This window comes from Vibrio sp. ZF 223, from assembly GCF_003050585.1.
Classification (GTDB): domain Bacteria; phylum Pseudomonadota; class Gammaproteobacteria; order Enterobacterales; family Vibrionaceae; genus Vibrio; species Vibrio crassostreae.
The window spans coordinates 250,223-262,756 of sequence record NZ_PIGB01000004.1 but is presented as its reverse complement, the minus strand read 5'-3'; the positions used below and the strand labels follow the sequence as shown (position 1 = coordinate 262,756).

At 43.6% G+C, this 12,534-nt stretch carries 14 protein-coding genes; 13 read left to right on the top strand and 1 reads right to left on the bottom strand.

Features of this window, described 5'->3' with window-relative positions:
- Window positions 1-158: 158 nt before the first annotated feature.
- Window positions 159-1,052 (bottom strand): LysR family transcriptional regulator, encoded by an 894-nt coding sequence (locus tag CWO13_RS11080; protein ID WP_108082943.1) that lies wholly within the window; start codon window positions 1,050-1,052, stop codon window positions 159-161.
- A 416-nt stretch (window positions 1,053-1,468) separates the two neighbouring features.
- On the opposite strand from CWO13_RS11080, the gene CWO13_RS11075 reads away from it, so the two are divergent.
- The 13 genes from CWO13_RS11075 (at window position 1,469) to CWO13_RS11015 (ending at window position 12,526) form a co-directional block, all read left to right on the top strand.
- Window positions 1,469-1,687: a Flp family type IVb pilin gene (locus tag CWO13_RS11075; protein ID WP_108082942.1), complete on the top strand. Its 219-nt coding sequence runs from the start codon at window positions 1,469-1,471 to the stop codon at window positions 1,685-1,687.
- Between the two features lie 135 nt (window positions 1,688-1,822).
- A complete protein-coding gene (locus CWO13_RS11070; protein ID WP_108082941.1) occupies window positions 1,823-2,248 on the top strand; it encodes a prepilin peptidase in 426 nt (141 codons plus the stop codon).
- A 22-nt stretch (window positions 2,249-2,270) separates the two neighbouring features.
- On the top strand, window positions 2,271-3,095 hold the full coding sequence (gene cpaB, locus CWO13_RS11065; RefSeq protein ID WP_108082940.1) for a Flp pilus assembly protein CpaB: 825 nt from the start codon (window positions 2,271-2,273) through the stop codon (window positions 3,093-3,095).
- Entirely contained in the window at window positions 3,095-4,465 is a 1,371-nt protein-coding gene (locus tag CWO13_RS11060; protein WP_108082939.1) for a type II and III secretion system protein family protein, read from the top strand. The genes cpaB and CWO13_RS11060 overlap by 1 nt, the downstream gene beginning before the upstream one ends.
- Window positions 4,462-4,941, top strand: a complete 480-nt coding sequence (locus tag CWO13_RS11055) for a hypothetical protein (protein WP_048664893.1) — start codon at window positions 4,462-4,464, stop codon at window positions 4,939-4,941. The genes CWO13_RS11060 and CWO13_RS11055 overlap by 4 nt, the downstream gene beginning before the upstream one ends.
- Window positions 4,941-6,182, top strand: coding sequence for an AAA family ATPase (locus CWO13_RS11050; RefSeq protein WP_108082938.1), 1,242 nt, complete (start codon window positions 4,941-4,943; stop codon window positions 6,180-6,182). The genes CWO13_RS11055 and CWO13_RS11050 overlap by 1 nt, the downstream gene beginning before the upstream one ends.
- On the top strand, window positions 6,179-7,450 hold the full coding sequence (locus tag CWO13_RS11045) for a CpaF family protein (RefSeq protein WP_048664894.1): 1,272 nt from the start codon (window positions 6,179-6,181) through the stop codon (window positions 7,448-7,450). The genes CWO13_RS11050 and CWO13_RS11045 overlap by 4 nt, the downstream gene beginning before the upstream one ends.
- A gap of 1 nt (window position 7,451) precedes the next feature.
- Window positions 7,452-8,354, top strand: a complete 903-nt coding sequence (locus tag CWO13_RS11040) for a type II secretion system F family protein (protein ID WP_048658591.1) — start codon at window positions 7,452-7,454, stop codon at window positions 8,352-8,354.
- The gene (locus CWO13_RS11035) at window positions 8,351-9,193 is read left to right on the top strand and encodes a type II secretion system F family protein (RefSeq protein WP_048658592.1); all 843 of its coding nucleotides are present in this window, start codon (window positions 8,351-8,353) and stop codon (window positions 9,191-9,193) included. The genes CWO13_RS11040 and CWO13_RS11035 overlap by 4 nt, the downstream gene beginning before the upstream one ends.
- A gap of 12 nt (window positions 9,194-9,205) precedes the next feature.
- Window positions 9,206-9,943: a tetratricopeptide repeat protein gene (locus CWO13_RS11030; RefSeq protein ID WP_108082937.1), complete on the top strand. Its 738-nt coding sequence runs from the start codon at window positions 9,206-9,208 to the stop codon at window positions 9,941-9,943.
- Complete coding sequence (locus CWO13_RS11025) at window positions 9,930-10,412, top strand: TadE family protein (protein ID WP_048664896.1); 483 nt, start codon at window positions 9,930-9,932, stop codon at window positions 10,410-10,412. Before CWO13_RS11030 ends, CWO13_RS11025 begins: the two co-directional genes overlap by 14 nt.
- Window positions 10,402-10,959 (top strand): tight adherence pilus pseudopilin TadF, encoded by a 558-nt coding sequence (gene tadF, locus CWO13_RS11020; RefSeq protein ID WP_108082936.1) that lies wholly within the window; start codon window positions 10,402-10,404, stop codon window positions 10,957-10,959. Before CWO13_RS11025 ends, tadF begins: the two co-directional genes overlap by 11 nt.
- Before the next feature lie 10 nt (window positions 10,960-10,969).
- Complete coding sequence (locus CWO13_RS11015) at window positions 10,970-12,526, top strand: TadE/TadG family type IV pilus assembly protein (protein WP_108083008.1); 1,557 nt, start codon at window positions 10,970-10,972, stop codon at window positions 12,524-12,526.
- The last annotated feature ends 8 nt before the right edge of the window (window positions 12,527-12,534 follow it).

Below are 12,534 nucleotides of genomic sequence, written 5' to 3'. Positions count from 1 at the left end.
GATTGATGAGCTATAGAATAAACAAAATATAACGACGTCAATCATATTTATTATCTATGGATCGTTTCGGAACTATATCAAGATGTATAGCTTTACTTGTATTAACCCCGAAGCTGGCCAATGTACACAGAATGTAATTGCCAGATTTTAAGAGAACGTTATTGAGCTAAATCAGCAACAAATGTTTGTTTATATTGAGTACTGGTTTGTAGCTCCTTTTTGATCCACTGATTAAACAAGCTAAAGTCAGAATGTATTTGCCAGAAAAGGGAGGCAATAACTCGTTTACCAAAAAAGTCAGGGTGATCGGTAATAACCTTAAGTTTATGTTCTTTGATATTACCTTCAATAAGAAACCCCGGTACAAAAGCGATGCCTTTTTTAGCTTTACATAAATCGATGATGGTTCCTAAATCATCCAGCCGCCATAGGTTATATGCTGCGATGTTAGACAAGTTAAGCAGCTCTTCACACCCGTCCATTAATAGCACTCGCTGTGACGATGCTTGAGACTTTAAGGTGACTAAGTCTTCATGAGCCACCCACCAGCAGTTAACGTGGAATAGCTCCTCGATATTGAAGTCGTAATTGGTCTTGTGGTACGGGTTACCCAACGCTAGGTCTATCTTCCCTTCGTTTATATAGTTACCTAACACAAAGCTGGGTTTCGTCACTACAAGTAAGTCGACATTCGGGAATGCTTCCGAGAATGCTAGTAGTGTCTTCTTTACGTTTTTATTGAACACCAATGGATCGATACCCACGCGGTAAACTATCTGGTCAGATATATTCATCTGCTGGGCAACGGTGATTAATTCCCGATATTTTGATACCACAGGTAAAGATAATTGGAATAGGCGTTCCCCTTTTTCTGTTAACCAGACTTTAGAGTGCTCTCTATTAAATACATTGAAACCTAAGTCTGACTCAAGATTTTGGACAGCAGTGCTAACTGTTGACTGTGATTTTCCAAGCTTGCGTGCAGCAGAGCTAAATGAACCTTCTTCAACTACTGCTATGAACGAAACAATATTTTCGAAATGTAGTTTCATGATTCGACTAACCTTTTGACACAAAGAAGTTATATTTATTATTGTTTGTTGATTCGAAGAACAATAGCGTGATGATAATTGTATTTCAACAGGTTTTATAATGAGCAATAAAGTCTGGTAAATTTCAAAGGGGATTATAGCTATAGGTTATATAAGATTTATATAAGTAAAAAGATTGAGCTATATCTTACTTTTTAAGTTTATAAAATTTAAATTAATATAGTTAATGGACGGTGTTTTTTACTGTAACTCTTTGTTGAATATGGGTTTGTTGTCTTTTTGTTTAAGTTCAATTTTTTTATTTTGATCAATTTTCGCTCTACCTATTGATAAAGTCGATAGGGGTTATTTTCCCCAGAGTGGGTGGGCTAATTATAATGGCGACGAATTTTCAACAGCCCTTATAGGAACAAATAATGATTACTAAGCTATACGTGAAAACAAGCATGTTTTTATCAAAATTCAAGAACGATGAGCGTGGCGTAACTGCGATTGAATATGGTCTAATCGGTGTTGCGATGGCTGTATTAGTCAGTGTAGCTGTGGGGAGTGGTGGCTTCATTACGGAATTAGGAAATGCGTTTGATACGATTGCCGATACGATAAAATCTGCTGGCACCGCTCCGACACCATAGGTTTTCTATGTAAACGATGTCGAAACATATTCATGCCAGACCTGTGGTTACATTGGTCTGGCCTGGTTAATTTACGATGTAAAATAAGGTTTGTTTTAACCAAACTTAGGTGGTATTCCAATTTTTAGTCATGAATTGTATTTAGTGACTTTGGCAATATTGAGTATATATGTGTCGGCTACTGATTTTCTCTATCGTAAGATACAAAATTACGCCTTGCTCGTACTACTCTTCTTGCAGTGTTTCATATCCCCATTAGATATCCAAATTATGAGTTTTTTACTGATGTTAGGTGGAGGACTTATTCTTTATAAGCTGATTTGGATTGGAGCGGGTGATATTAAATACGTCGTTATTTTGTCACTTGCCATCCCTGTTGATGACTTATTATTGGCGTATATTATGACGGCTTTTGCTGGTGGTATTTTAGCGCTTACTTATCTAATAAGTAAAAAATTAATAAGAGGAAATGCCCATAACCAAGAGGGTATTCCATATGGAATAGCAATTAGCATTGGATTTTACTTAGTAATTTTAACTCAATCTACGCCACATATATGAACCTCCAAAAAATGAGCACATTATGAGATCCCGACTGGTATTACTTGTGGCCATTGCTGCCTTAATCGTGGGTGCGCTAGGCGTTATCGACCTGTTCAAGAGTGAGCCCCAACCGAAAGTAGCGGCTGAAACGATCATTGAAAAAAATGAAGAACATGTTGCCGTTTGGATGACCACCAAAGCCTACGAAAAAGGGCGTGCAATCGACGCACAAGGTGTCGTCAAACAACAGCTTCCTTTAAGTGAAGCTTTAACGCTGGGTGTTAGAGAAGACGCTCAAATCAGCTTTGCTCCTTCCACTTTGTTAAATCGCGACCTTAACGCCAGTGAGGTGGTACTGCCTGAATATCAAGTGACACCAGGACAGCCAGGATATGTAGATCTTTTGATAACAGAAGGCATGACGTTATACCCACTTAAAGTCAGTGACAAAAACCTAATCAACGATTACATCCGTCCTGGAACGTCCATCGATATCCTCACTGTGAGTTCTCCAAACGATAACTTAGCCGGAATTATCGATAAGCCGAAGCGCTTTCGAGGTGTGAAGGCGTCGATGTTTCTTAAAAACGTCAAAGTACTCAACATTGGAAATGATGCAACTGGCGATAGCTCAATTACCGCTCGCGCTCCGAGTAAAGAGGATGGACTGACTACGGTGGTCATCGAAGTTAGCCCCGACGAGTTACCAAAACTTGCATTAGCGCAACGAACAATGCACATCGAAATTTACCGAAGCCAAACCTACACGCAACCTGAGTATGCAGAGGTGCGCAATATTATCGATAACTATACCGGGATTGCTGAGTTACGTGGTAACGAGAACAACCCGAGAGAGGCTTTGTGATGATGATTCACCATCGAATCAAGCAAGTACTGTTTGCTTCCATTCTAGTGCCGCTGATTGGCTTACTTTCTATAACAAACGCTTTTGCCGCTGATCGCTCCATCACGCTCAACGATGGTCAGCACATCAAATTCAAAAGCCCGATTGGTCAAGTGTTCATCAATAACCCTGATATCGTTGACTACAAAGTGATCAACGACAACACCTTGGTAGTCTTCGCCAATAGCATTGGGCAATCACGTTTAATTGTCTATGGAATTGACGATGAGGTGTTGCTGTCCGATCGTATTATTGTCGATTTGGATCTGACGGATATTAGACGCCAACTCAAATTTCATTTCCCTGACGCTAAGGTCAAGGTTCAGTCTGTAGGAGAGCAAGTCGCTGTCAGTGGCCTTGTTGATTCCGAAGCGACTCGTGACGACATCTATCGTTTGGTAGCGACTCTATTGGGACGAGAAAAAACCGAGAAATGGGAAAAAACTCAGAAGCTAGAATTTAAATCTGACAGCTCAAATTACGAAGAACCCGAAAGCATGGTATTTGCCCGCAATATGACGTGGGAAGGGATCATCGAACGTATTGAAGTTGCGACCACTCAACAGGTGAACGTCAAAATCTCAGTTGCTCAGGTAACGGAATCGTTTGGACAAACCGTTGGTGTTGATTGGAGTTCTGTGGGCTCAAGTGTTGGTGAATTTGTTTTCGACCAGTTCGATGCGGCAAACCTGAGCACGTTAATCACAGCGTTAGGCAATGATCAGATTGCTGAAGTTCTGGCTGAACCTAACTTAACCGTGTTATCCGGTGAGTCTGCAAGTTTCCTTGTGGGAGGCGAAGTGCCCGTTATCGTTACTACCAGTAACAATGTGAACATTTCCTTCAAAGAGTTCGGCATCAAACTCGACCTAACGGCGAAAGTGCTTAGTCAAGACAAGATCCGCATGCAATTAGCGCCTGAAGTGAGCGAAGTCGAAGGTTATGTTGAAGCGGCAGGAATCAAAGTCCCACAATTGGCTTCACGACGTGCCATGACAACCGTTGAACTTGCCGATGGCGACAGCTTCGTTCTTGGTGGCTTGATGAGCAGTGCTGATTTGGAAAAAATGCAAAAAATCCCTTTCGTTGGCGATATTCCTGTACTTGGTGCTGCATTCAGAAAAGCAACCACAGAAAGAAAGCGAACTGAGCTGATCATCGTTGCTACCGTGAATCTCGTCGAGCCAATTAAGCCGAAAGACATTCAGCTGCCTTACATCAAAAAGACCTCTACATTGGCGCGTTGGCTTAACGTCGAATGGGATGGCAAGTCGGTGACGTCATCTGATGCAACGATTCGCCTGTTGTCGCAAGGAGGGTTTATCCAATGAAGAAATTATTATTGATGGCGTTATTTACCACGTCACTTTTCGGCTGCGCCTCTGAGCAATACTTTGTCGGACAGGGTTCTGAAGCCTTGGTGTACAAAGAGCACCACAGTTTTGAGTTTGCGATGAAAAACCGCGCTGAAACGACCAAACAGATTACTGCTTTAATTCAAGATATTGAGTCGATGGACAAAGAAGCGACCTATGTCGTGGATTACAAATCTCCCCGCACCAAACAGATGTTGCAGGCGATCTTTAAACAATATCCTTCACACCTTATCGCGCCACAAAGAGTGACGTATCGAAGCGCTCAATTGTTGCCTACTGATCTCAATATTCAGGTGACGTTAACGCGTTTGAAGACTCAAGAATGCAAACCAGCGCAGATTCACGTTCGGTTGAGGCAGCAAGATTGCTTTGCTGAATCGATGCGTTTGAAGCAAGTGGCTTACAAGTCTCGTTTGGTAGGAGAGCAATAATGTTTGACCTAACGAAAGCATTAACAACCAAGGCCAAGCCAGTTCAGACCGGAGCGACAGGTGTTGCCGGATGTACATTGTTCTATCAATCTCAAGAGTGTTTAGACCTTGTTCAAGAAGTCTTTCGATTTGAAGGATGGAATGATCCTGCTTGTGTCAAAGCCAAAGCCGGTTTAACCAAACTGACAGAGCAACAAAGCAGCCACATTGTGATTCTAGAGCTAAACGAATCAACCAATGTTGTTGAAGATGCTAAATCCTTTGCTAGCAAACTGCCTACACACAAAGGGGTCGTGGTGATTGGCAAAGAGGACGCCATTTCTACGCTGCGTTCGCTCAAAGACATGGGTTTTTACTACGTTTTCTGGCCGGTGAACAAGCAGGAGTTTGCGGACTTCTTAACTCACGTGAGCAAGAACCTTAAGACTTTCTCTGGTGTGAGCCAAAAACGTAAAGCTAAGCGAGTAGCGATTGTCGGCGCTAAAGGTGGCGTAGGTGCGTCGTTTATCACTACTGAGTTGGGTTCACTGTTGTCGACTCAAGGCTCGGACACGATTCTTGTCGACCATCAATATGCCGATACCAATATTGACGTTTTGCTTGGGCTAAAAGACTTTAAGCCGAGAACCATTGATGAGTTTACTGCGCCATTGCATGAAATGGATGAAGAAGGAGCGCTGAGTTACTTAATTAACGCTCGCAAGAATTTACGTCTGTTGGCGATTGATGGCGACATGAGTCAAACCGATGTTCTTAATTACAACCAAACTTTGTGTGAGTTGTTAGCGCGTAACGCTAACTTCATTATTGAAGACTTTTCAGGTGGTGTGGACTTCAAAGTTGAACCTCAACTCTTGGTAGAAAACTTTGATGTGGTGGTACTGGTTTTAGATGCGTCGGTGTCTTCAGTAAGAAGTGCAAAGCGATTGTTTGAGAAAGTGTCCAACTTACAGCTTTCGTTATCGTCGCGTACACGTGTCATTACCGTGGTGAACTACCATCGACCGGAAAACGCTTACGTTTTACAAAAGCCCGATCTGACTAAGTATTTGGGCGCAGAGGTTGATCTCGAAGTCGACTACTGTAAAGCGTTAGCGCACATCATTATTGATGGTAAACGCGGGCACAAGCATGACCGCCATATCAGTCGTTCTATGGAGCAATTGGTGAAGCTGATTAATGGTCAACCTATGGATCAGAAGGGCATGAATTCTTGGTTGAAAAAGGTGCGTGCTAAATGAGTTCTAACAAAGACTTATACCTCGCATTTCGTGGTCAGATATTTGAAGCCCTAGATGCAGAAGCGGTTCAGAAAATGAGCCGTCGAGACCTTGAATCCCAAATACAAGCGGCGGTTGACCTGTTAGCTAATAGCTACCAAAGACCGATCACGTCGATGATGAAGTCAGGCTTGGTGAAAAGCTTAATCGATGAACTGTTTGGTTTGGGGCCTTTGCAGCCTTTGGTCGAAGATCAATCCATTTCCGACATCATGGTGAATGGGCCAAACAACATCTTTTTCGAACGACACGGCAAGGTCAAAAAATCCGAAGTTTCGTTTGTGAATGAAGAGCAGTTGTTAGCCATAGCAAAGCGTATTGCTTCACGTGTTGGAAGACGAGTGGATGAGCTTTCTCCAACAGTCGATGCCAGGCTTGAAGATGGTAGTCGTGTGAATATTGTGATTCCGCCTATTTCATTGGATGGCACATCTATCTCTATTCGTAAGTTCAGAGAGCAGAAGATTGGCTTTGAAGATTTGATTGGTTTCGGGTCGATGTCTCCAGACATGGCGCGAGTGCTGATGATTGCTTCGCGCTGTCGAATTAATGTATTGATCTCTGGCGGTACCGGTTCAGGTAAAACCACGTTGCTTAACGCGCTGTCTCAATACATTGCTGAAGATGAACGCATCGTCACCATTGAAGATGCGGCTGAATTGCGCCTGCAACAACCTAACTTGGTTCGACTGGAAACACGTACCTCAAGCGTTGAACAAACCGGAGCAGTAACGCAGCGAGAGTTGGTTATCAATGCGCTTCGTATGCGTCCAGACCGCATCATTCTTGGTGAGTGCAGGGGCTCTGAAGCGTTTGAAATGCTGCAAGCCATGAATACGGGTCACGATGGTTCGATGTCTACATTGCACGCCAACACGCCGCGCGATGCGATTGCTCGTGTTGAATCTATGGTGATGATGGCGAATTTGAATCAGCCTCTAGATGCGATTCGAAGAACGATCGTCAGTGCCGTTCAGATGATTGTTCAGGTTAACAGGCTGCGCGATGGGTCTCGCAAGATCACGAGCATCTCTGAAATCGTGGGTCTTGAAGGTGAGAGCGTAGTGATGGAAGAGATTTATCGCTTTCGTTATGACGATGCGCATTACGGAGAAACTGTTAAAGGCGAATTCGTCACCGACGGCATTATGCAACGATCTGAGCTTGTGAAAAAAGCGCAATTTTTCGGGCTCTATGATGAGCTCATCGCCGCGTTTAAGGGGGCATAGCATGCTTTGGATTTCATTAATCCTATTTGCGTTTGTGCTGCTTTTGATCCGAGATTCAAAGGTCAAAAAGGTCTACCAATTTTTCAATATCGAAGAAGCGGAAGCTGAAAACTTTAATGCGATTAACGTGAAGTCATTGGTACGCAAGCAAGGCTGGCAAAAATTCAAAGATTCCATCTCACCAACATTAATGGTGTTGGGCCCGAGATCGTCGTTGTACATCGCCTTATATATAACGGGCAGTCTTATCGCGTCTTGGTACATCGTTACTGATCTACTATCCATCACCAATTCTTGGCTGGTACTGGGTTCATCTTTGATGTTTACCTTCTTCGGTTATCGTTTTCTGGTCACAAGAAGGCGTCGAGACTTTGAGAATACGTTCCCTGATGCGTTGAATATCCTAATGAGTGCGGTTACTGCGGGTGACAGTTTAATGCAAGCCATTAGTTATGTGGGTGATGTGATGCACAACCCCATTGGGCGCGAGTTCAAGCTAATGGGAGAGCGACTGAAGCTAGGTGAGTCTCCAGAAGTGGTGCTTCAACGCTCATGCAAAAACTACCCGTACCCAGAGTTTCTGTTCTTTACCGTGACGATCAGGGCAAACATCGCTCGCGGGGGGCAACTAAAGGGCGTGTTAGCTCGTCTGATTAGGGTTTTGGTTGACTCTCGAACACTTGAGAAAAAGAAGATGGCGATGACGTCGGAAGCCCGAATTTCAGCCAAAATCGTTGCAGCCATTCCTTTGATTTTTATGATTATTCTCAACTACGTTAATCCCGCTAATGTGGATTTTGTTCTCTATGACCCAGAGGGAAGAATCATATTGTTTTACGTGTTGGGTAGTGAGCTTTTTGGTTTGTTCATTGTTTGGTTATTAGTAAGAGGAGTACGCGCATGATGTTACTGGCTTCCCTTATTGTGTTGTTCTTTTCGTTACTCTTTCTAATTGTCGATTCGATTCGTAAAGAGCAACGACATAAGAAAGTTGCGCTCTATATTGGAGACGATGCTGTTCGTGCACCTTCGCGTGTAAACCGATTTTTTGTTCGTTTTGGTAAAGAGCATCGACACGAGCTCGAGCAAAAGATGATTGAGGCGGGCTATTACAACACCGAGTGGGCGAAATTTTATTTCCCTGCCAAGTTATTGGTATTGGCGTTGATTTCAGGGTTGGTGCTGTTGGGGGATATGACATCAACCAACAAGTTGCTCGTGGTTATTTTCTCGCTGATTGCCGTCATCGTCGTACCAGATACCTTGCTGCAAATGCGACGCAAGATGTTGATCAGTAGAACCTCAGCTCAATTGCCGTATTTGCTCGACATGATGTCGGTATGTGTGCAAACCGGTATGACGATTGAAGCCGCATTGGTCTATTTGGGAAAAGAGTTGGCTGAGTTTGACTCAGACCTTTGTTACCAAATTAAGCGCACATCGGACTCGGCGAAAATACACGGGCTGGAAAAGGCGCTCAATGATCTGAGTGAACGCATCCCAACGCCACCAGTACGAAGCTTTGTGTTGACGATTATCCAAAACCTGCAATACGGAACATCTGTGGCGAGTGTGTTAAGTGATCTCGCTGAAGACATGCGAAAAGTGCAAATTCTTACTGTTGAGGAGAAGGTGGGTAAGCTCTCTGCGAAGATGAGTGTGCCTTTGATCCTCTTCATCATGTTCCCGATCGTTATCCTGATTCTCGCGCCGAGCATCATGCAAATGACATTGAGCATCTAGGGAGAATTAAGAATGATTGGAAAACGTATCGGCTTCATTTTGCTCACGTTGAGTGTGTTGTCGGGGTGTCAATCGGCACCGTCACAACAAGACTTACAGCTTGCCGATGTCACTAGTATGGAAAAAGTGAAGAACTATGATGGCTTGATTAGTTATTACAAATCCCAGCTAGAGCAAGGCTTCGAAGATCCAGAGGTGAAAGAGAAACTGGCTTGGGCATATTTTCACAAAGGAGATATCGAATCGGCTGACTTCTATGTTCAACACTTGCAAAAAGAGGGGGTTAAAAATCCCAACTTGTACCAGTTAGAAGGGCAAGTGTTTGATGCAAAAAATGACATTGAAAGTGCGATTGCTGCATATGTAACTTCTATCGAGGCAGGAAATAGAACAGGGCAAATTCACGTCTTGCTTGGTGTGTCTTACACCAAAGTTGGGAAATACGATGAAGCACAACAAGAGCTCAACCAAGCACGTTTACGCGGTTATGACGATGTCGTCGTTAAGAACAACATCGCAATGATTCAAATGGCTAATGGCGAGTACCAACAAGCGATTCAAACATTGGCTCCGGTTTTAAAAGAAGACCCAGCGAATAAAACCGTTAAAGCTAATCTGGCTATTGCTCTGATGAAAACTCAGCAAATTGACTCGGCCAAAAAGTTGCTCAAAGGTGACTTCTCAGCAGAAGAGATTCAGAACATCGCTGCTGAATTGACTCAATTGGGAGTTAATGATGAAGCGTCTTAACAAGCAGAAGGGCGTGACGGCGATTGAGTTTGTATTAGGTGCGCTTGTTCTGTTTTTTGCCACCTTTGCGATCTTCGAATCGAGTTACCAAATCTACGTTGTGAACATGACCGAGTATTCGCTGAGAGAAACTATCAGGAATACCAAAATATATGAAGGTAAAGGGATCAACGAACAGTACGAGAATAAGTTTAGGTCGTTAATTGAAGACGATGACAACCTGTGGAGTTTCTTAATTGATAGCTCTCGTTTTTCTATCGCGGGTCAGTACTTCAAAACCTATGACGACTTTATCGCGAACAGGGGACACTCAGATCAAGGCTTGAACTTCAACTATGACTTGGCAGAAATTACAGTGACTTACCGCTACACACCCGTAATTAAACTGACCGGTGCCGTTGACAGAGATATCTCACGCACCATGGTTTTGAACTTAGAGCACGAGGGGTGGAAAGATGATGCTCCGTAAGCAATGCGTGCTTTCCAAAAGACGCCAGCAAGGCTCGTACACCATTGAGTTAGTTTTCATTCTTGTGGCCTTATGGGGCGTTTATCTGTTTGGGGCTGACTTGAGCTATCAATTGCTCGCACGTGCCAAGCTTGATCGATCCAGCTTTGCCTTAGTCAATGTTATCAAAGAGCGTACTCGTTATTTTGAAGCCGATGTGTTGGCAGGAACGAACCTATCTGTGACCAACGCAGAGTTAGAAGACATGACGAAAGTAGCAAGCCGAATGCTCAATACACCAGTAGACAATGTGGCCATCAAGATTGAAGCGTTGACCAATAAAACGAATGTCGCTGAATTCTCAACCAGCAAGTATCGAAGCTTAAATTGCCAAACCGATTCGATTCTCGATCATGCGGATCTAGCGCCTGTAGAAAAGGGGGTTGTGTATCCATTGTACCGAATCAGTCTTTGTGAAGAGGAAAGCTCTTGGTTCAAACCCTTCTTCGACGGTGGTAGCAATACCAAGGTTAAGATTGGCTCTTCTTCAATAATGCCAGGGAGATAATGAAATGAAAATGCAGCATGGGCGTCAAATCAATCGCCAGCATCTCAGTCTCCAAAGACAACAAGGGGTTGCCGCGGTGTGGATGGGCTTATTGCTTGTTCCAATCATGGGCATGACCTTCTGGGCGGTTGAAGGCACACGTTATGTTCAAGAGACCAGTCGATTACGAGATTCCGCAGAGGCTGCAGCCATAGCAGTGACTATTGAAGATCAACCGGATCAGGCCCGTGGATTGGCGACCAAGTATGTCGAAAACTATGTTCGAGACATCAAATCAACCAACCTTTCTGCAGACCGTTTCCACCAAGCGGAAGACGAGGGTGCTGGGGTTCTTGAATACATCCAATACACAGTGAATGCCAAGACGACACACGACTCTTGGTTTGCGAGTAGCTTTATCCCGTCTTTTGATGAGCAGCAAGACCTGGCGGGCCGTTCGTTAGCGAGAAAGTACCCGGTGTATCTTGGTGATAACAACATCGACATTGTTTTTGTGTCGGACTTTTCCGGTTCAATGAACGACAGATGGGGTTCAAATCGAAACAGAAAAATCGACGATTTGAAAACCGCCATCGATGAAATATCAAACAAGATCCTTTGTACGTCGATTAACCAAGACTATGTCGATGGAGAGTGGAAATACGTTTGTGATGAGCCCGGAGAAGATACCACCGGAGACAAGCTGCTTAACCGAGTTGGCTTTGTGCCATTTAACGTTCGAACGAGGGAAATCGTCTCGGGTAATAGAGCCAACGCGACAAGCCAATTGAGCTACAAAGATAACTATAAAACCAACGTCTCGCCTTATTCTTACAACGATGTTAACTGGGATTACTGGCGTACCTATTCGCAAGATTATGTGCTTGATTGTGCGTACTGGAAATCATATTGCCCAAACCCAAAATCGGACAATCAAAAGTACGCCAAACGTATCAAGGATGTGATTAATCAAGATAATTACCGAGTTGCTGACGTATACAACTATGTAGATTTATCGACATCAGTGTCGACGATGTTTACTGATAAGTCGGGGTTACAGCCTGATTTCTATGGTGTGAGTGGAACTCGTCTATTTAACGCGCATGGTTCTTCCGATTCATCGCAGTTTTCTAACATTCGCCTATCGAACAAGCTTTCAGACTTGAATCCGATTAATTCGATGTGGGCAGATGGTGGTACGGCTGCTTTTCAAGGCATTTTGAGAGGTTCTCAAGTTCTCCATGACGGTGACCCGAACAGTTCCGATCAAGAAGAACAACAGGCTTACAACAAAAAAATCAAGATGCTGCTCATTTTAAGTGATGGGCAGGAAAGTCCTGATAACGGCATCCTCAGAGGGTTAGTCGACAGAGGTATGTGTGACAAAGCAAGAGAAGAGATACCGGGCTTATACATAGGTGTTATTGGTATCGATTTTCGAGCGTCCCAACAGAGTGGATTTCAAGACTGTGTTGTCGATCCAAATGAAGACATTATCGATGTATCTAACCTAGATGAATTGATTGAAAAGATAGAAGAACTCATCCGTAAAGGCTCAAAAACAAGCGGAATCACTAAGTTGTACTAGAGGAAAAT